This window comes from Staphylococcus equorum (assembly GCF_029531845.1).
Taxonomy (GTDB): Bacteria; Bacillota; Bacilli; order Staphylococcales; family Staphylococcaceae; genus Staphylococcus; species Staphylococcus equorum_C.
In genome coordinates, this window is the sequence record NZ_JAMBPV010000017.1 from 20,122 (window position 1) to 40,247 (window position 20,126).

General features: G+C 26.4%; 29 protein-coding genes. 25 read left to right on the forward strand and 4 right to left on the reverse strand.

What is annotated here, in order from left to right; genetic code table 11:
- The first annotated feature begins 12 nt into the window (after nt 1-12).
- The 25 genes from trsH (at nt 13) to M4L39_RS13765 (ending at nt 18,454) form a co-directional block, all read left to right on the forward strand.
- On the forward strand, nt 13-477 hold the full coding sequence (trsH, locus tag M4L39_RS13645; protein ID WP_277582491.1) for a TrsH/TraH family protein: 465 nt from the start codon (nt 13-15) through the stop codon (nt 475-477).
- Between the two features lie 20 nt (nt 478-497).
- On the forward strand, nt 498-1,010 hold the full coding sequence (locus M4L39_RS13650) for a hypothetical protein (protein WP_277582492.1): 513 nt from the start codon (nt 498-500) through the stop codon (nt 1,008-1,010).
- Between the two features lie 13 nt (nt 1,011-1,023).
- Nucleotides 1,024-1,269 (forward strand): hypothetical protein, encoded by a 246-nt coding sequence (locus M4L39_RS13655; protein ID WP_261677121.1) that lies wholly within the window; start codon nt 1,024-1,026, stop codon nt 1,267-1,269.
- Between the two features lie 12 nt (nt 1,270-1,281).
- Nucleotides 1,282-2,481 carry a conjugal transfer protein TrbL family protein gene (locus tag M4L39_RS13660; protein WP_277582493.1) on the forward strand — a complete coding sequence of 400 codons (1,200 nt, stop codon included), beginning with the start codon at nt 1,282-1,284 and terminating at the stop codon, nt 2,479-2,481.
- Nucleotides 2,482-2,519: 38 nt separating this feature from the next.
- Nucleotides 2,520-4,208 carry a hypothetical protein gene (locus M4L39_RS13665; RefSeq protein ID WP_277582494.1) on the forward strand — a complete coding sequence of 563 codons (1,689 nt, stop codon included), beginning with the start codon at nt 2,520-2,522 and terminating at the stop codon, nt 4,206-4,208.
- A 305-nt stretch (nt 4,209-4,513) separates the two neighbouring features.
- The gene (locus M4L39_RS13670) at nt 4,514-4,909 is read left to right on the forward strand and encodes a hypothetical protein (RefSeq protein ID WP_277582495.1); all 396 of its coding nucleotides are present in this window, start codon (nt 4,514-4,516) and stop codon (nt 4,907-4,909) included.
- A 1-nt stretch (nt 4,910) separates the two neighbouring features.
- Nucleotides 4,911-5,216, forward strand: coding sequence for a hypothetical protein (locus M4L39_RS13675; RefSeq protein ID WP_277582496.1), 306 nt, complete (start codon nt 4,911-4,913; stop codon nt 5,214-5,216).
- Between the two features lie 449 nt (nt 5,217-5,665).
- Nucleotides 5,666-6,451, forward strand: a complete 786-nt coding sequence (locus tag M4L39_RS13680; RefSeq protein ID WP_277582497.1) for a ParA family protein — start codon at nt 5,666-5,668, stop codon at nt 6,449-6,451.
- 12 nt (nt 6,452-6,463) lie between these two features.
- Complete coding sequence (locus M4L39_RS13685; RefSeq protein WP_277582498.1) at nt 6,464-6,799, forward strand: hypothetical protein; 336 nt, start codon at nt 6,464-6,466, stop codon at nt 6,797-6,799.
- A gap of 205 nt (nt 6,800-7,004) precedes the next feature.
- Nucleotides 7,005-7,199, forward strand: coding sequence for a hypothetical protein (locus M4L39_RS13690; RefSeq protein WP_277582499.1), 195 nt, complete (start codon nt 7,005-7,007; stop codon nt 7,197-7,199).
- A gap of 92 nt (nt 7,200-7,291) precedes the next feature.
- Nucleotides 7,292-7,741, forward strand: coding sequence for a hypothetical protein (locus M4L39_RS13695; RefSeq protein ID WP_277582500.1), 450 nt, complete (start codon nt 7,292-7,294; stop codon nt 7,739-7,741).
- Nucleotides 7,742-7,806: 65 nt separating this feature from the next.
- The gene (locus tag M4L39_RS13700; RefSeq protein WP_277582501.1) at nt 7,807-8,592 is read left to right on the forward strand and encodes a hypothetical protein; all 786 of its coding nucleotides are present in this window, start codon (nt 7,807-7,809) and stop codon (nt 8,590-8,592) included.
- Between the two features lie 167 nt (nt 8,593-8,759).
- Nucleotides 8,760-9,248: a hypothetical protein gene (locus M4L39_RS13705; RefSeq protein WP_277582502.1), complete on the forward strand. Its 489-nt coding sequence runs from the start codon at nt 8,760-8,762 to the stop codon at nt 9,246-9,248.
- A gap of 41 nt (nt 9,249-9,289) precedes the next feature.
- Nucleotides 9,290-9,820, forward strand: a complete 531-nt coding sequence (locus M4L39_RS13710; protein WP_277582503.1) for a hypothetical protein — start codon at nt 9,290-9,292, stop codon at nt 9,818-9,820.
- 161 nt (nt 9,821-9,981) lie between these two features.
- Nucleotides 9,982-10,767: a hypothetical protein gene (locus M4L39_RS13715; RefSeq protein WP_277582504.1), complete on the forward strand. Its 786-nt coding sequence runs from the start codon at nt 9,982-9,984 to the stop codon at nt 10,765-10,767.
- Between the two features lie 384 nt (nt 10,768-11,151).
- Nucleotides 11,152-11,379 (forward strand): hypothetical protein, encoded by a 228-nt coding sequence (locus M4L39_RS13720; protein ID WP_277582505.1) that lies wholly within the window; start codon nt 11,152-11,154, stop codon nt 11,377-11,379.
- Nucleotides 11,380-11,625: 246 nt separating this feature from the next.
- Nucleotides 11,626-12,210 (forward strand): hypothetical protein, encoded by a 585-nt coding sequence (locus tag M4L39_RS13725; protein ID WP_150822793.1) that lies wholly within the window; start codon nt 11,626-11,628, stop codon nt 12,208-12,210.
- A gap of 1 nt (nt 12,211) precedes the next feature.
- On the forward strand, nt 12,212-13,282 hold the full coding sequence (locus M4L39_RS13730) for a hypothetical protein (protein ID WP_119517868.1): 1,071 nt from the start codon (nt 12,212-12,214) through the stop codon (nt 13,280-13,282).
- A 254-nt stretch (nt 13,283-13,536) separates the two neighbouring features.
- Nucleotides 13,537-14,106 (forward strand): recombinase family protein, encoded by a 570-nt coding sequence (locus tag M4L39_RS13735; RefSeq protein ID WP_119517867.1) that lies wholly within the window; start codon nt 13,537-13,539, stop codon nt 14,104-14,106.
- A 6-nt stretch (nt 14,107-14,112) separates the two neighbouring features.
- The gene (locus tag M4L39_RS13740; protein WP_119517866.1) at nt 14,113-14,718 is read left to right on the forward strand and encodes a hypothetical protein; all 606 of its coding nucleotides are present in this window, start codon (nt 14,113-14,115) and stop codon (nt 14,716-14,718) included.
- Between the two features lie 66 nt (nt 14,719-14,784).
- Nucleotides 14,785-15,567 (forward strand): hypothetical protein, encoded by a 783-nt coding sequence (locus M4L39_RS13745; RefSeq protein ID WP_277582506.1) that lies wholly within the window; start codon nt 14,785-14,787, stop codon nt 15,565-15,567.
- Between the two features lie 30 nt (nt 15,568-15,597).
- Complete coding sequence (locus tag M4L39_RS13750) at nt 15,598-15,765, forward strand: hypothetical protein (RefSeq protein ID WP_193014038.1); 168 nt, start codon at nt 15,598-15,600, stop codon at nt 15,763-15,765.
- A 73-nt stretch (nt 15,766-15,838) separates the two neighbouring features.
- Entirely contained in the window at nt 15,839-16,162 is a 324-nt protein-coding gene (locus M4L39_RS13755) for a hypothetical protein (RefSeq protein ID WP_277582507.1), read from the forward strand.
- Nucleotides 16,163-16,499: 337 nt separating this feature from the next.
- Nucleotides 16,500-17,138 carry a restriction endonuclease gene (locus M4L39_RS13760; protein ID WP_277582508.1) on the forward strand — a complete coding sequence of 213 codons (639 nt, stop codon included), beginning with the start codon at nt 16,500-16,502 and terminating at the stop codon, nt 17,136-17,138.
- A gap of 23 nt (nt 17,139-17,161) precedes the next feature.
- Nucleotides 17,162-18,454, forward strand: coding sequence for a TcaA NTF2-like domain-containing protein (locus M4L39_RS13765; protein WP_277582509.1), 1,293 nt, complete (start codon nt 17,162-17,164; stop codon nt 18,452-18,454).
- Nucleotides 18,455-18,516: 62 nt separating this feature from the next.
- Here the strand turns inward: M4L39_RS13765 and M4L39_RS13770 are convergent, their stop codons facing one another.
- The 4 genes from M4L39_RS13770 to M4L39_RS13785 form a co-directional block, all read right to left on the reverse strand.
- A complete protein-coding gene (locus tag M4L39_RS13770) occupies nt 18,517-18,933 on the reverse strand; it encodes a YolD-like family protein (RefSeq protein ID WP_277582510.1) in 417 nt (138 codons plus the stop codon).
- Between the two features lie 97 nt (nt 18,934-19,030).
- Nucleotides 19,031-19,471 carry a single-stranded DNA-binding protein gene (locus M4L39_RS13775; protein WP_193014034.1) on the reverse strand — a complete coding sequence of 147 codons (441 nt, stop codon included), beginning with the start codon at nt 19,469-19,471 and terminating at the stop codon, nt 19,031-19,033.
- A gap of 69 nt (nt 19,472-19,540) precedes the next feature.
- Nucleotides 19,541-19,768, reverse strand: coding sequence for a hypothetical protein (locus tag M4L39_RS13780; protein ID WP_277582511.1), 228 nt, complete (start codon nt 19,766-19,768; stop codon nt 19,541-19,543).
- Nucleotides 19,769-19,825: 57 nt separating this feature from the next.
- A partial coding sequence (locus M4L39_RS13785) for a hypothetical protein (protein WP_277582512.1) occupies nt 19,826-20,126 on the reverse strand: 301 nt, incomplete at its 5' end.

Below are 20,126 nucleotides of genomic sequence, written 5' to 3' on the forward strand. Positions count from 1 at the left end.
AGAGGTAATCAAATGAAAAAACTATTAGGCATATCTTTAATTTTGTTATTATCACTTGGTGCTTGTTCCAATTCAGAAGATAATAAGCAAAAATCCGATGATACAGAACAATCAACTGATGAAAAAACTTTGTCTAAAACCAAGACATTTTTAAATTATAGTTATACTAAAAATGATATTAAACAGATGAAAGGTTATGAAGATATAGTTGCTAAACAATTGCGAGATAGAGTTAGTAATCAAAATCAAACATATGAAACAGATAAACCAAATAAAAGCGTTGAGAATGTAACTTTATATAAACAGACTGAAACAAATAAGTTAAAAGTATTCTATGTAGTTAAAGTTAAAACAACAGATGATAAAGAAAAGAATATTGATTATACAGAACGTTTTGGAAGAATCGAATATAAAAATGAAGATAACAAAATGAAAATTAATAAAATGCAAGAAGTTGGAAGTAATCCATATCAATAAACTCAAAAGGAGGGTATGCAATGGGTCGCAAAGCATATATATCAGCTGGGCTTTTAACGGTACTATTACTATTAGTCGTTATTGGATTAATGAGGTTAGGTGGGAATAACAATCCAAGTGAAGAATCTGAAAATGCGAGTGTTGAAAATAAACAATATAGCAAAAAACAATATAAGCAAGCAGAACAAAGAAATGAATTACAAGAAGATTTAGACAGTAGAGTTCAAGAATATATACAAAAAACAAATGCACCTAAAAGTCAAAATGAGTATGATGAAGCGATTAAAATGCGTTCTTCCGAACAACAAAAAAGTTTGAATAGAAATGTTAAAGACTTAGTTAAAGACAAACAACGTTCAGTTGATAATGTTTCAACTTATATCAATTATGATAGTAAAGACGAATTGAGTGGCAGTTATGATTATACATTAAGCTATACAAAAGATTCAAAAGTACAAACAGAAAACAAAAATGGTGAATTCACTATAAAAACTAATAAAGATGGTTATTTTTATATAGGTCAATTTGATTAAGGAGGAAGGCATGATGATTAAAAAAATATACAAAAAAATCAAAAGAAAAAAATTAAGATATTATATTAAATTTATTGTGCGTCCTTCTAAACGAAAATACGCCCACTTAAAAAAAGTGAGCGTAAAAGAATACAAATCAACGGTAAAAACTGAAATAATGCGTGTCCTATTCATGCATTATTTAATACCTATTACTATTATATTAGTTCTGTCTGTAAATGCAATTATTTATTGGATAAGAGTTGGTTTCGGAATTTAAGGAGGATTTAACATGAAAAAGATCATTGGATTGCTTGTCACAATCTGTTTAGCGTATATATTTTTACTTCCTTCGTCAGTCGATGCTAAGGATAATGGAACAGGTGTTAAAAATGATAACGTTGATGTTTCACAAGAAGCATTCAATAGTTTGCCTAGCGACGATGACCTAGAAAAAGAACTTAATGAAGCAATGGACGATGAATCGATTATAAAGCAAGGCAAGGTAAAAGAACTAAAAAAAGGTAAAGGTGGTTTATATAAAACTTATGAAAAGGAGATAGACAAACTTTATAAAAAAATCAAAAAATCAAGTGGTAAAGGTAGAGCTGACGCTATGCAGAAACTTGTTGAAGAATATAATACCTCTACTAATAAACTAGATGTTTCAAAGTGGGATATTGAAGGACATACTGCTAATATTTTCATGAAAATTGGTAATGGTGCTTTAGGTATGGTGACTAAACCTTTACAAACGTTTACTATAAAACCTTCGTCAATATTAAATTCACCAAGTGCAAAACCATTGAAAGAAGCATTTACAACACTTACGGATAGTTTAGTTGCTTTATTCTTAATATTCCAAGTTTTAAAGATATTAGTATTAAAAGCTACTGATATTGGCAATTATGGCAATGCAATTTACGATAAAGTAGCAAAGACAATTGTTGTTTTAATACTGGTTGGATTATATGATCCAATGTTCAGATTGGTATTAAACATTCAATATCTACTCATAACACCAATCATGAAATCGATTAAAATTGATGACGAAATGGGTAGCTTAATCATGTTAAAATCCTTAATAGTAAATTCTGACGCAGTAATGATAGCAGTACCAGTAATAGCGATATTGATGTTAGTAGTGACAATATCACTCTTTTACAGTCTAGCTTATTTAATCCTTTTATATATTACTGGACCTGTAGCAATTACAACAATGTTAAATGATGAAATGGATTTTTACTCACTTTGGGTTAGAAAACTCGTTTCAAGAGTATTAACAGTATTCTTACAATCAGTTTGTATAGCTTTATCATTAGCAACTATTTTCAGAATAACATGGAATTTGCAAGAAGTTGGTACAGATTTATTGTTAAGTATTGCTTATTTAATGCTAGCGTTAGGCGTACCAAAAATACTTGAAAATTTCGGTGATTCATCTGGTGCTGGTAGATCAACAATAATGGCAGTTAGAAGTATAAAACGATAAGAACAATCCAATAATGAAGCTCGTTAGGAGAGAATATAATGATAAAAATTAATAGAAATGGAGAAATGGAATTCAATCAAAATGAAGTATCTTATTTTGCAACAGTTAGCAATTTCAAACGTCCAACTGTTACAGCAGAAGATTTAAGCGACTCTTACGAAGAAATATTAGATAAACTTAATTATAGCGATTCAGTAGCACATATAGTCAATATTAGAGCAGTAGGTAAGTATATATATTTTGATTATGTTCAAAATGAAACAAGTAGCTTCCAAACAATTCGTAGTTTTCCATTTGAAAAACAAATGCAATTTTTCAGATCGCTTATTGATATAGGGAAATTACAAAAAGAGCAAGGTACACAAATCCTTTGGAAAACAGATAACTTTTTAATCTCTCATGAGGAAGGGAATGAAAGAATCAAAGCTATGTTGCATAGCTTTGGTGATTTCAAAGTATTTGATAATACTGATGAATTTATGGGCGTAAGAAAAATTATATTATCAGCATTAACAAAACTTAATAATATAACTGGTAAACCAAATAGAGCAGACTTTATTAACAAGTCAGACGAAGTTATTAGATTTGCAGAAGAATTGTTTGCAAGTAATGATTTACATGATATTGAACTTGTTATACAAGCTAAATTAGATGAATTTGAGCGTCAGCGTGAAGAACATGAAGAAGCAGAACGTTTAAAATCAGAAGAAAGATCAAATAAAAAAGGTAAATTTTTCAATAAGAAAAAAACAAAATTAAAAGAAGATAAACCAAAAAAATTAAGTAGCAAAGAATATTTAAAACAAAATCTAAATAAGTCAGTAGAAAGTAAATCTGATAAGCCTAAGAAGAAATTTAGTTTAACTAATATAAAAAACTGGTTGTTTAGTTCGCCATTACACATGGGCATTTTCATTGTATCATTACTAGTAATATTTTTACTTGTAAATTCAATAGCAAGTAATAGTAATGGGCAATCAGAAGATGAAAAGCAAATAAAACAAGAAAAAAAAGTAAAAAACGAAACATTAAACGTTTATCAAGAATATATAAATGGTAATAAGAAGAAAGCCCATGACAAATTTGCGAGTATGAAATATGATGAACTACCTACTAAAAAAGATAAAGAGATTTATGTTAAATGGTTGATTGAAGATGAAAAATACACAAGAGCTTTAAAACTAGATAATAGTGTTGCTTATGAATTAGGTAATAAGATTAATAAAGATAACATAGACGATATAAAAAAAATTAATGGTAATAATAGTAATAAAGTATTAACATTCTTCATAGCAAGTTATGATAAAGATTTCCAAACAGAAATCGAGTTAGCAAATGATGTAAATTTAAGAGATGAAAATATTGCTAATCGTTTAGCGCAGGCATATATGCTAAGTAATCAAGAGGAAGAATTTGAAGCATTCATTAAAAAACAAGAGAAAAAATTAGATTCAGATGACAAAGCCCTTAAAAACTTAAATAGTACAAAGCAATATTATTCTAATGAAAAAATGGAATATGAAGATGATAAAAAAGAAATGGATCAAGCCAAAAAAGAAGTTTCTGAAAAATCTAAGGCAGTAGATAAAGCTAAGAGTAAAGATAAATCAAAAGCTAAAGATGACTTAAAAGACGCTAGAAAGCAATTAAAATCAGCAGAAGAAAAGTATAATGAATCATATAAAGAAATTCTAAATACTACTTCTAATGAAGCTATAGAAAGTTAAAGAGGTGTTAAAACATGAACATGACGTTTATAATATTAAGAATAGTTGCGATTGCGTTAGTTGTTATACCTTTAGCGTTATCAAATAAAGATTCACGTGACGGAGAGTATACAAAAAAGAAAAAAATTATATACTCGATCGTTGCGTTCATAGGTATTTTTCTTTTCTTAACAAGCATGTTCTACAGGTGACTTTAAGTCGCCTGTTTCTTTTTTTTATCCAAACATCTACTTTACAGACGTATATATAAGTGTTATACTATAATTAAGTTATTAAAAGATTAGAAAGTGTCAGGAGTAGTAAATATGAAAATTTCAAAAAAAGCAAAATATGAAGTATTGAACTTTGAAAATGAAATAGTGATCTCTGGCAACATTTTAAGTGAGATTATTGATACTACTATTTTAAATACATTTAAGTATTTAGAAAACGAAAAAAGTTTACTTTATAAACTAGAAAAAGATTATTTTGGTTATTATAATGTTCTAGCAACCATTTATAAAAGTAGTGATAGCTTTTACTGGAACAGTATTAAATATATTGAAATGATACATAATAACGAGCAGTTTTTGAGTGAAAATAGATTTATTAAATTCAAAAAATATAGATATACTTTAACTGATCCAAAAATAAAAATAAATTTAATTAAGAACGAAACAATTGTATGGAAAATAACTAACAATAAAAAACGAGGTAATTAATATGAATACTGATATAACGCCACAACTAATTCCTAAGTTAAAAGAACTTTATATAAATGTGTTACAAGTCATTGAAAATAATTATATACTAAGCCTAATTACAATACTTGCTGTATGTATTGGTTTAGTAGTTTGTACATTGTTTATAAATAATGAAAAAAAGAAAAGTTTAATGGTTTCTTTGACTAGTATAATTATTGCTATTTTTATCAGTATAAGCTTTGTTATTTTAATAAATATGTACTTTAGTGATTCAAAAAATCTACAAAAAAATAATCATTCTATTGATATGGGATTAATGCTATAAATATTTAGAAGAAAATATAAGCGCTGAGAAATGACTTGTATTGTTTTAAAAACCTTTTAATGTATATAAAGGTATTGATTATAGTTATATATGCTTAGTTAGTATACGTGATTATAATGAAAAATAGGGATTAATAATTAAGGTAAGTTAATTATCAATAAATTGTACATCTACTTTACAGATGTACATATATATGATATAGTAATATAAAATACAGTAATGTATGAAGATGGGGGGTTTTCAATATGGGTTTTATAGTATTGTTTATATTGTTGCTGATATTGAGACCGGTAAAAACTACAAATGCAGTAATAAAAATATTTGTTGGTATATTTATATTTAGTGTTTTAACAATAATGATGTTCAATATGTTTACTTAATCACATCTATAAACTAGACGTAAAATATATGATATGTAATAATAACTTTAAGATATGGAGGTATAAATTATGAAAATTTATTCATGGGTTGCTCAAAAAGGTGGCGCTGGTAAAACAATGCTATGTTACAATTATGCTGAATTTTTAGCGTTCAAAGGTAATAAAGTTTTGCTAATTGATAAAGATCATCTTTGTACGTTGTCTCAAATATATTCAAAAGATATACCAGAAAAATCTGTACGTGGTATTTATGATAATGAAGAAGTAGAAATACATAATGTGAAACCAAATATTGATTTAATATCTGGATATTATGATTTTGATAAATTAGAAAAAAGATTAGCATTAAGTGATGAAGATAATAAAGATTATAAAGTTATGATTTGGTTAATGAACAACAGAAAAGAATTAGAAAAATATGATTATATTATGTTTGATACTCATAACGATTTTGATTATGGAGTTCGAAACGCAATCGCAGCTAGTGATAAAGTGTTCAGTCCAGATGTACCAACTGGCTTAAATGATAAGAATGAAGCAAATATGGTCGTTCAGTTTAATAAATTCAAAAATGCTAAAATAGATTTTAGAACAAAAGAGCCTATAGTAGAAGCTGAATTATATTTTATTGGAAATAAGGTCAAACATAATACAAATACATCAAAAGAATTTTTAGAAGATATGCAAAAACGAGAAGGTTTCGTTACTTATTTTGACGAAAAAGATTTGTTTTTAAAATCTGTGAAAGATAAAACCTCAATTATGGAAATGATGGGTGACAAGGAAATTTATAGAAAACACAAAGATTTTTTTGATAGATTTATAAAAAGTTGTGAAAACATAACGAACATTTAAGGAGAGAGATTCATGCCAGATTTTGATAGATTTGCAGACCTCGAAAGTAAAATGAATGCGTCTAATGAAGAAGAAGAAAGAAAAAAACGACATAATGAAGTGCGTAGAAAAGTACCATCTTACCAAGATAGAACAACCATTGTGTTGAATAAGCAATTAAAGCCACTATTTAACGCTTTAGCACATGAAAATCATGAAAATCGTAGAGATTTTGCGAATAAATTGCTAATGACCTATGCGAAGGAAAAATATCCTGAATATTTCAAAGAGTATGTAGAAAACTATAAAAATGAACATGGTCAAGATTTGATAAAAGATTTTGGTTTTTTAAATAAAAAAGAGTTTTAGTAAAAGTGATGTTTATCACTTTTACCTTTATAAGTACATCTTCTTTACAGACGTACAAACAAATGTTATAATATAAGTATATTAAATAGATGAATAGATCATAAAATACAATGTTTAGTATTTATAAAAAATTTACATCTATTAGCAAGATGTAAAAAGGTTAATATAATATTATTTCAATTTCTAAAAAAGGAGTAGTGATACTATGCTAGAGAAGTATGTAGAATTCATTTGTGAGTGGGAAGAAGTACCTTACAAATCAAACTTATCTTTAGACGTCTGGAAGATAGAAAAACAACAACAAATAAATAAAACATTTCAAAACATTAATTATGTTAAAAGACCACCAGAACAAATAACAATGTTTGATTATGAAATAGAAAATAAAAGTGCAATGTAAACAACGTACGTCTGCATTGAAGATGTAAATTGTTGCAAATAGATTAGAAAAATAGAATATCAATTAGATGAATAAAATTGGAGGAATTAATTATGTACAAGATAGTGTGTATCTTATTATCATGTTTGTTTTCGATTTTACTTGTCTCTGCAATAACTAGTTCAGTATTAAATACGTTAGATAATAGGAAAAGTAAGAAGCCAAATGAAGAACAAATAAAAGTTGCTGAATGGAGATTAGCAAACACACAAGAAATTCAAGGGATTGTTGTTTCAAAAAATGATAAGTCATATATAAAAAAAGAAGATACTATTCTTTTTATGGGTGGAGGTGAACGAAAAGTTGAAAATTATCAATTAAAAATACAATACGGAGATCACAATTTTAAAACAATTAAAGTAAAGGAGAAAGATTATCTGAATAACAATAAAAATGATAATATTAATATTGTTATTAATGAAGGTAATAATGAAATTAAATATAATTTACAAGATCAAAATGATAAAGAAGTATACACAAAATATAAACGATTAGTTAGATAGACAGCCAAAAATATTTGATAATATACTACCTAAATCTAATCAGAAAAATAGAGGTGTTTTATAAAATGAAAAGTAGCGAAAATTATATTAAAAGAATTGACGCTTTCCAGTATGATTCGAGAAAAGAATATGAAAAAAGCAATAAAACTATTACATTCTGTGTTGTAATAAGTCTTGCTATTTTAGATATAATAATTTCCACTTTATTTATCTCAACCGGTAAAGATATCGAAAGTAGTTTATATGCTATTGTATTCTTTCAGATGTTAATGGCAATGATATTTGCTGTTATATTTGGTATTAATGAACGGTCGAGTTATTTTGATTTTTTTGAAGAATTGAAAGAGAGATATAGAATGAGAAACAAACAATATCAACCTATATCATTTAGTGCCTATATGGATCTAAATGACATCGTACAACTAAATGATGGAAAGTTATTCCGTCTATATCAATTTATTAATGCAGAAGAATCTGATATTAAATATATTGCAATTGAATTACCTAAAAAATCTAAAATAATCACATTTGATAATACGGATCAAGAGGAACGAATTAGATTAAAAAATATGTGTATGTTTCAATGGTTAGACGAAGTAAAATTGTCTGAAATTGTAACACCTATCAGAGAGTATTATAGAAATAAAGAAATTAGCGCAAAGATGAAAAAAGAACAAAATATAATACAGAACCAATCCAATATAAATGCTACAATTACAGATGATGAAATTAACGATTTACCTTTATTTCAAACGTATAAAAATCTATCAAAGAAAGCAAAAGAAGATGTGAAAGAATATAATAGTGAAAAACAAGAGCATTTAAAGAATCTAAAGAAAATAATTAGTTAGGAGGAATAGCGTGTTAAATGCTTTTATATTTGGTGCTATACCGGTTTTAGTTATAGCAGGCATAGCTAAATTAGGACAAATTTTAAAAAATTATAATGAACGCTAGTTTAAAAATTTTAATTGTTGTTCCTAATTTTAGTTTATTACAATTAGTTAGGAGGAGTAAAATGTTTGAATATAGAAAAGCATTAAAGAGAGTAGACTATTTAGAAACACTTATCAATTCTATTAAAAACAATGAGGAAAATAGTGGTTACCGTATTGAAGTAAACTTTGCTAATGGAAAGTTATATGAAGATAAAGACGATATATTTGAGGTTGACGTGTATGTTATAAAAGATTATAAAAATTATAACAGTAAGGGCATGACTATGCGTATCAAAGGTAATACACCAGCAGAAGATGATTATCGTTTGCCATGTAGAATTAAAGGCGACCCTATTAAGAGTAAAGGTATTATCAAAGATATTGAGTTTGATAAAGAAAATATTTTGAAAGAATTAAAAACCAACAAAAATTACATTACTAATGAACGTTTAGGAACTATTGAAGTACCATGTGAAAATAATGATAATGGTGCAGGAGAGAACAATCATAAATCATTTACTATAAATCAAATATACCTACAAAATATTACTGTTTATTTTAAAGAATAAGTAACTATTTTAATAATAGTAGGTATATAAGGAGAGGTAAAATGAACTTTCAAGATATGAAAAAAACAGCTAAAAATAATGCAAGACTATCTTTGGGTATTACAGCCCCTTTAACAATTTTAAGCATTTTAATGGTAGTTTTTGATTTTGATAAAAATGCTATATTTAGTGATGAACTGCAATTTTATGAGGTTATCTTTTATATACCTCTGTGGATAGCATTTATTTGTAGCATTCTAGGTTTTGTGTTTAAAAATGGGAATGCTTTAGAAAAATTGAGCAAGGTAACTCAACCATTAATTTATTTGATTCTTCCAATACCTTTAAAGGTAATTATAAAAACCGATATTTTCAGTTTCACGCAACATGCACAAAACCAATTCTTTCTAATATTCACACTAATTGCTACACTAATTGGATTTGTATTTATTTTATACCTTTTAATAGTTGCAATTTTTTATGAAAAAGAAGATTTAAGCATGGAAGAAAATTTTGATAAATACTGTAAAAAGCAAGGTTTATCAAATGAAGAAATCAAAGAATTTAAAAGAGAGTTTGAAGAAATGCTGTAACTGACTAGAGAGTCCAGAATTACTATTCGGACGGGTCGGTCAGTTGTAATAAACGAATGTAACGAGTGCGTTAGTAATTGTTTAGTATTACATCTATTTTATAGATGGAGTTTAAGGTGTTGTATTTTATTTAAAAATATATCTAGGAATGGGTGAGAATATTGAAAAAAATCGTGGGTACAATCGCTATATTATCTTTGGTATTAGGTGCGTGTGGGAATGAGGAAAAAAATGAAAGTAAACCAGTTGAATTTGGGAATACTTTAAAAGATGGAACTCATTTTCTTTCTTTATATTATAGTGATGAAAAAAATATTAAAGGTAAAGATAAAATTGAACGATTAGCATATATTAATGATGGTAAAGTCACTACTTATAATATTGAAGAATCTAATTTAACTTTAGAAGAAATTGCTGATAAAAGTAATAGTGAACTTCTGAAAATTTCTAAAAAAGAGGATAAACATTCCTTTGATAAAAATAAAGAAAGTATTGTTGAAATGCAGAAAATAAATACAAATCACGCTTTTGAAAATGAATCTAATTCTAAGTTAGAGAAAGCAGAACGTAGTTTGGATAATGCTGAATCTTTAAGTTATGTAAAACCTAAAGCGCAACCATTAAAATTATCAATAGATGTTAAAAACAACAAGACGTACCAAGAAACAATTGATTTAACAGATACAACAGGTACATTATTTAATATGGATCAAAAAGCGTATGATGATAAAGTTAATAATAATTCAAGTGAATTTTTCAATAGAGAAATTGATACTAAGAAAATAAAAGATGTAAAATATTCTGGTTTACAACGTGATGTTAAGAATAAAAAAGAAGATAAATTGTATAATACGGCAGTTATGAAAATAGATGATAATCAATCTAAAATTAAATTTGATAAACCTACAAAAAACAGTGATTTGATTGATGTATATAACATGGACTAAAGGTGATTATATGAGAAATGGTATAAAATCAATATTTTGGAACAATGTGAATAAGAAAAAACTAATAATTAAATTGGTATTAGCTTTTTTGTTTTTATTAACGATTAGTATAGTAACTAGTTTTATTGATTCATTATTAGGATTTAATATTCTTACTTTAATAATCGTTTCGGGAAGTCTTATCATAATTTATAGTTTATTTTCTAAAGAAATTCGAATGTACAATAAAATCTTAAAAGAGAATAAAGGTAATTAAAGAAGGTAAAAGCAACATATATAATATGTTGCTTTTATTATATAAATACGGTACATCTATTTTACAGACGTAAAGAAGTGTGTTATAATTAGATTAAGATAAAGCAAACAAAAAAAGGAGTAGATAATATGAAAACATCAAATACAGAAATTGATTATTTATTAAGTAGAAATGATTTTATTAGCCCATTCAATAATTCTACAGATATTAAAGGGTTTATCAAAGATATAAAAACCTATTTAATGATGAATTTTGCTGATCCTAAAGGTGAATCACTAGATTATATCAAAGACATTATCAAAAATAATGGTATTGATAATCCAGATACTTTTTTGAAGAAATTTATATTTAAATAATACCAATAACGAACGTTTTTGTTACAAATTTGAGTTATTTGCAATTTAACAAGCAAAATTTGTGCCAAATTCCTCTCAAACATATAAAAAATAAGGAGTTAGTAACTTCAATATTTTTTTATAATTAAAAACCAAAACCTGTAACATAATCTATGTTACAATATTAATGAATAATATGGGTATTGGTACGAAAGGTAGGCTTCTAATTTGCATTGAGAATATAAATATAAAGGGGATTAATAGGTAATGGAAAAAAATATTAAAGAAACAGATTGGTTTGAATTTGGACTTGAAACATATTTAATGAAAGCTCAAAGATTACTAAATATTGATACTGGAATTATAAATTCACTTTCTAAGCACGTTACAAGTCAAATTTATAACAAACTTAGACGATTGAACATAGATGAAGAAGATAGAATTAATTATATTCATGAATTAATTAATATTTCTTATAGTTTAGTAAATGACGGACATTTTCTTTATCAAAATAAAAGATTTACTATTTATGAATATTTTGATAAAGAAGATTTAATTGTAATGTTAGATCCAAAACATACTTTTTTATTTATATTTGCAACAAAGCTACAAGCTGATGATGAAAACATTGAACATTATTTAAATGGATATATCGCCGATTTAAGAGAAAATATTCTTAATAAGAATCAGTCTACAGAAGATATATTGGATAAGTTAATTTATCAATTAGAACTTGATACTGAACCAGATCATAAAAAACTAAATAAAGAAGAAGAACATTTGATTGATTTTGATGAAAATGATGATTTTACTAATGGTACATTAGAAGGAAATAATAAAGGGGAGTATTAAAATGTTGAATTATGATTTAGCTCAATTGATAGATAGCAATAACCAAGATTTAGAATTTAAAGGAGTACCGTCAATATCTTTAGTAAATTGTTTAGATCAATTAAATTTACAAGGAATAAATGAAACAAATAGCCTAATTCATTTAAGACCAGAGATATTTTTAGATGAAACACATTATATGGGTGAACATGACAGCGCTAAAATTAAAGTTAACAACGCAAAAAGCAAGGTTGATGTAAACATACAATCATTAATAACCAAAAATAATCATACCTTTAATTCAGAAGAAAAAACTAAAATCAAAACTCCTTTTGCTAATAAACGTATATTTTGTGCAGGGCAATTAATAAATAGAAAGTATAAACAAGGTATCTCTTTTGCACCTAAAAGCGATGAGGGTGTAAGGTTTGATAGTGTAGAATATAAAAATTTGTTGGAGAATGGTGAGTTTAATAATCATATTCGCTATGAAGCATTTAAATTATTAGATATGGCTTTTGAAAAGTTGGAATATTCACAAAAATTTAATGCAGATTGTTTTAGTAATTTATCCATTTTTAATGAAGATGATAATAAATCAAATATAGACTATACATTGTTTGATTATTTGAACGATAAATATATTATTTATCCATATAAAGTTACGGAAACATGGCAATTAGCATTTGATGTAGATATAGATAATATAGACATTGACAAAGATACAAGTTTAGGATCTAGCATTAATATTAGTTATTATCTTTGTGTTTTAGGTTATAGTGAAAACTATTTAAGAAATAATACACAAAAAGATAAAATATTGTTTGAACAAGCAATTTTTGAAAAAAATTTAATGTCACCAAATCTTGATATAACTGAATTAGGAAAAGTATATAAGGACGATTTAATGACTTATTTCAACGTATATACAGAAACAGTTGAAGTAGATGAATTTTCTATTGCACAAAGTAGTAAAATCACACCGATAGTACATGAAAACCCTAATAATTATGATTTAGAAATTGAATATGATGATAGCTTATTATTCAAAGAGCCTAAAGTTATTAGTATGTTGCCTATTTTAGATAAATAAAAGGAAAACAGTTAGCTCAATAAAAATAACTTCTATAGAATATGATTTTACTTATTGTGGCAGCGAAAATTCAATTATTACCAACAAGGAATTTAAAAAGATTATTGAAGAAAATTTTGAAAGAGTAGATACTGATTTTATATTGCCATGTGCTGACGGTATTACTTATATAAACAAGGAGGAAAAGAGTGATTTTAGTGTTTGGCAATGAACTAAACGAAGTAAAAAATATTTAATAAAAGAGGAAATAAATTATGGCTAAAGTAGGATATGCACGTGTTTCTACACGAGATCAAAGTTTAGATTCACAAATAGACGCTTTAGAAAAATACGGTTGTGAACGTATCTTCAGTGAAAAGGTTAGTGGGCGTAAGAAAAAACGAACGGAATTAGATAAATGTTTAGATTACTTGCGTGACGGTGATACATTAGTGATTTATAAGTTAGACCGTTTAGGAAGAACGACTAAACAACTTATAGAATTATCGCAATGGTTAGACAATAATAATATAGACTTACAAATCATTGATATGAACATATCAACAAATGATGCAATGGGAAAAATGTTTTTTACCATGATGAGTGCATTTGCAGAACTAGAAGCTAATCTATTAAGTGAACGAACAAAAAAAGGTTTAGAATCTGCAAGAGCAAGAGGACGTACAGGTGGACGACCTAGATTACCAGATCATAAAAGACGAGAAATTAAATTTTTGTATGATGAACAAAAACTTACTGGTGCAGAAATTGCTGAACAAACAGGAGTAAGTAGAACTACTGTATATCGTGTTATTAAAGAAAATAATATTTTAAAGAAAGGTTGATTAATTATGAAAAAACAAAATGAAAAGTTACGAGAACTACATGAAACAATACGAAACGATCTCAAATCAAAAGATTATAGAGATAAGGTCGAAAATGAAGCTATTAAATTAAAAACTGAAATGAGTAAATTTGTAAATGACCCTAATTATAATATTGATATTTTTGACAATGAAAATTCGGAAAATATAACAGCAGACCAAAAGGTTGTTTATTATTATGTGAAAATGACACAAATTTTTTCCAGTTACTTTATTACTAAAGATATGAACGAATTTAATTCTTTTGATATCTTTAGTGAAGATTTTAAAATAGTTGGAAGAATAAGAATTAGTTCTGACTTCATTGTTCAAGAACACAAAAATCCATATGTAAGTAAATTGTTTAAGCAACATGGTTTTATGTTGGAATTAATTAATTTAAATTCTTTTGATAAAGGATATGGTGAAAGTTTTATAAGAAGTTTGAAAGAATTTTCTAAATTAACAAAACTTCCTATTTGGTTATTTGATTTAAATAGTAAAGGAAAAAACTATTTTAGAAAAATGGGCTTCAAAAACAAAGGGAATTTAGGCGAAAATAATGAACCTTTAATGTTTTATAAACCTAAATAGCACATAAACACGCTGAGAAATGACTTGTGTTGCATTGAATTACAACATATACGGAGGAATGGCTTTATGAGTAATTCAGAGAACTTTAGAGAATACCCTAAAATCTTAAAAATCGAAGATGACGGAAAAATAATAGCCCTTGATCGAAATGGTGGGATAAATACAGATTTATATACTCATAGTATTACTGATGATGATTCATATAGAGTATTTGGTAAACCATTTAAAGATTTATACAATAAATATATATATTTAAGTCGTTATGAAAAAAATAAAGAAACTTACAAAAATGATATACCACAGTCAAACAGACCAGAAGATTTTTATACTCAAAGAGATAGAGATAATGAGCGTAACCAACGAAAAGATTTACAGAAAAGTAAAAATTCAAAGAAATGGCTAAGTATTTTATTAGTAATAGCTTTAATCATTATTGGTTTTCTATTGGTAAAATCTTATTTTTTTAGTAATGAACAAGATAATCAAGATGTTGCTAATAATGAACAAATGCAACAAGAAAATGAACAATTGAAACAAGATATAAATGATACAAAATCAGAACTTCAAAATTCTCAACAAAACGAACAACAAACACAACAAAGTATTAATGAGTTACAAACTAAAGTCGATAATTTAAAACAAAACAATCAAGATCAGAGTGCAGCGAATGAATTTCAAGACGGAGTTAATCAATTACAAGAAGCACAAAATAGCAAAGAAAATGGCAATAAAAACGAAATGAAAGAACAACTAAAACAAGTTGAAGATAAAATTGATACTGAAAAAATTAGTGAAGAAAGTAAAAATCAATGGGAAAAATTCAAAAGTTGGCTAAATGATAATTTTTAATTTACTGATTTGTAAAAAAGGAGTGTCTATATGAAAAAAATTATAATAGGTTTATTAATTGGCTATGTATTAAATGAGGTAGCAAGCAAACTATGTAAAACAAAGGTTGAATATGGTGTGGCTCATTATAGTTCAAAATATCCTAAAGATAAAATTATAAAAGAAATGGAAGAACAAGGTAAGTTGGTAATTCATTAATTTAGTAACAACCCAATTCAAAGATGATAGCAAGCTATGTCTTGAATTGGGTTTACAATAAAGGAGAGATTTTATGTATTCAGTAATCGTAAATATTGCAGGTTTTGGTATGCTAATGTATTTCTTTTTGCCAATCATTTTAGGTGGTCTAATATTTTCAAACAATAAAGCTTTATTTTTCAATAAACCATTGAAACAACGTAAAATGTTTATTTCGATTTTGGGCTTAATTTTTGGCTTGGTTGCGATATGTTCTATTATAGTTAGTTTTGAAAATGGTTTATCTTTATATCCAAAAATGTTTGTGATATTTTCATCAATAACTTATGTGTCTTATACATTTTATGCTTTGATAGCATTTTTAAAGTTAAGTAAATCACAACCAGTAAAACAATAAAAATTGTAAATGTAGTAACATCAATGTTTTCAAAGGTTATGGGAAAATAACTTTTATTCAAATAAGTAGGTATATAAAATGTATGAAAGATTTAAAAGACACTTTTAAAGTCTAAATTAAAAAGCGTCTAACATATATGTGTTAGACGCTTTCACATCACGACCACAGTCATCACGTAGCCTAGCACAACCAATAATGTGCTAGAAATAATTATAACAGAAATTCACCTGTAACAATATTATTGGAGAGATTCTATGAGAATATATAACGATTTACAAAATAAAAGTATAAGAGAATTATTAATTTTTTATAAATAAGCATAAGAGAGGTGTTTGAAATGAATAATTCGATACTCTATATTATTGTAGTTGCTTTAGTAGTTTATATAATAATTAAGTTGCTACCTAATTTAATTAATTATATTAAATCGTTGCGTGTTAAGAATAACTTTAAAAGGGCTAATATAAAAGATATTGATCGAATGGACGGCTTGGATTTTGAATTTTATTTATCAGTATTGTTTAAAGAACTAGGTTATAAAGCTGTAGTAACTAACGGAAGTCATGACTTTGGGGCAGATTTAATTTTAAAGAAAAACAATCATAAAATAGTAGTACAAGCTAAGCGTTATGGATATAAAAAGAATGTGTCAATTGGTGCTATTCAGGAGGTTTTTGCTTCTCAACGTTATCATAATGCTGATGAAAGTTGGGTTATTACTAACAGTTATTTCACTAAGAGTGCAGTAAAATTAGCAAAACCTTGTGATGTAATATTAAAAGATAGATATGCCTTGATTAAATGGATTAATAGTATTAAAAGTGAAACTACCCCATCTTTAGCAAGGAAAGAGAATACAAAAAACAAAAAATGTCCTAATTGTAATCATGAATTAAAGATTAGACATAGTAAAACAGGCAATGAATTTGTTGGGTGTTCAAACTACCCTAACTGTAAGTATACTGAAAGTTTATAATTTAAATAACAAAGGATTTTTATATGGATAACGAGCAAGAAGAAGAACAAACTAAGAAAAAAGGCAAATATCATAAAAGTATTATAATAGCTTCTATAATAATACTTCTTATTGTAGGTTTTTTCTTTTATCTGATTCAGAAGAATAATGCGACTGGTCAAGTTGAAAAATTCAAAAGTGCTATTGAAAAAAATGAGTATGGATATGTTTCAAAAGTATTATCAAATAATAACGATGAAATTAGTAAGACACAGGCTAAGTATTTTATAGAATATATTAAAAAGCCCCAAAATCATAAAAGATTCAATAAAGAAATTGAACAAATCGAAAAAAATATTAAAGATAACAAACAGAATAACACTGATTTTGGATCATTAACTGATTCGAAACACAGTGATATTGTAACGGTCAAAAAAAATGGGAAGAAATTAATGTTTTTAGATAAAATAACTTTTAAACCACATTTATATCAAGCATACGTCAAAGAATACGACAATGTAGGTGTTTATAATTATAATATAGGTAAAGACATGAAATCCGTTACAGACAAACAAAAATTAAGTAGTGTTGGTAAATTCTTTGTTGGTCGCTATACTATAGATACAGAAAAAACGATTAAAGATAGTTTAATAAACGGAAAAGTGAACGGTCAAATGTTTATTGATACCGATGAAAGAAATTCTAAGGGAAAAATAATTGTAGATGATACATTTCACCAAGCATGGTTCAAAACTACTATTTCTAATGCACAAGAACTAGAAAATAACAAAATTAAGCTACATATAAATAATAAAGAAACAGAATTTAAACCAAACAAGATATACGGTAAATATGCTGTTAATAGCGATTTATCAGTATATGCTACAGGTGTGTATGAGGATAAAAAATTCAAAACAAAACCTATTAAAGTAGAAAGAAACCATAATCATGATATACAACAGTTGGAATTAGCTTTTAGTAAATCTGAAATTGATGAATATAAAGCAGAAACTGAAAAACTTAAAACTAAGTCTAAAGATTTTATGAATAAGTATGTGAGTGACTTGAATAAAGCATATGATAAACACGATTATTCCAAAGTTGATAAATATATCAAACCTAATTCAAAATTAGAGAAACAGTTATTAAAACTTATGAAATCTAAAGAAAAAGTGAAATATAATAATCTTAAATTTGTTGATGTTTCTAGAGAAAATAACAAAATTAAAATTATAATGGATAAACAACTTAAAGGTAAAAAAGTGAAATCAGAATATATATTAAAACAGAAACATTTCAAAGGAGATTTTGAAATAATAAAATATAAAGATTTATAAAGAAAGCCTAAATTACGGCTTTCTTTTTTTGTTTTTAGAAATATATATAATTATTATTTTTTCTATTCTATACTAACAATACTATTCAAAGTAAGCTTTACTATTCCTTGATTATCTATCTTTTTAATAATCATGTTCCCCTCTAATATATCTATTTTGTTTATAAAACATTGCAATGTATAGACATATCCATTTTCCCAATAACTTACATCTGCAACTCTGTTCTTTTGAATTTTTTCATGGACTTTTTCGTTTATTTCTTGTAATTGCTCATCTGATAATAATGGCATATCTATTTTATTTTGATCTTCTATGTGCTGGTCTAATATTTCGTATTGTTGTGGCATTGTCTTAAAGGCGTTCCACTTAATAATTCCTCTGCCTGTAGGTATGTGAGGATTTAAGTATTCTCTTGGTATCTTTCTATAGTCAGTTTCATATTTATAAGGTTCTGGCATGTCTGGATTAATTATTTTCATGGATAATCACCTCAAAACAATTATAGAACAAATGTTCGCATATAAAAAGTCCCTAAATCTTATTAAAAAATTAAAAGACTTTTATAAGTTCACTTTATTAGAATGGTAAATCATCATCTTCTACACTTTCCATTACTTCATACCCTTTCATATCATAAACTGAATCTTTATCTGTATTATTAAACGGATTTTCTGTGTGTTCATTTCTAGCTCTTAAACTTTCTGTTACGCTTTTAGAATCAGAAGTTTCAAAATTTAAAACTAACATATATGTGAAAAATTGTGTGCCATTCTCAGTTTCAAAAGTATTTTGTTTCAGTTTCCCTTGTAATTGAATGTTGCTACCTTTGGTTGTGTATTCTTTAATACTTTTAGCTTTATCTCCCCAAATTTTGAAATGAAAGAAATCAGCTTGATCTTTGCTTTTGGTTACTGCTATAGTGCCGGTACTTATATTAGTAGTTTCTCCATTCTTTTTAGTTATTTCTTTGATTTCAACCTCTTTAGTTAAACGTCCTGTTAAAATTAAACTATTCATCTTTATTCCTACCTTTAATTTTTGATTTTATAAAATACTAGCATTGTACATCTATAATGTAGATGGAATTTAAATTATTGCTTGTTCACTTAAACATTCATGTTTCATAAGATATAAATTACAATAATTCTCATGCTCTTTTTCTAATTCATATCTCAATTTTCCTAACTTACTTAAGTTGGTATGTTTTTTGCTTTTTTCAATTGTGATCTGGTGTTGTAAATCAAACAACTTAGTTTCTGAAAAACTAATATCAATTTCTATTTCCTTGTATATTATAACTGAATTATAGTTCATTTTAAGTCCTCCCTTTTATTTAGTTGCTCGCCTATAAAATAGACGAACAACTATTTGTTATTTATTTAGAAAATTTGTTATTTCTTTTCTCGTCATATTATCAAACTCAACTTCTGAAATAATTGTTTTAAGTTTAGATTTTACATCTTTTATTGTATCTTCATGAATACTTGTTGCTTCATTATCTGCTGATATATAACCTTCTTTTAAGTTTAACCAACAACCGTCCATATCTTTATAAAATTCTTCTACACTATTTCTGTATTTTTTTGGTATATATTTTTCGATTGATAATTGTTTAAACATCTTGACCACTCCTAATTTTTTGTGTTTTACGTCTGTTTTGCAGTTGTATTTG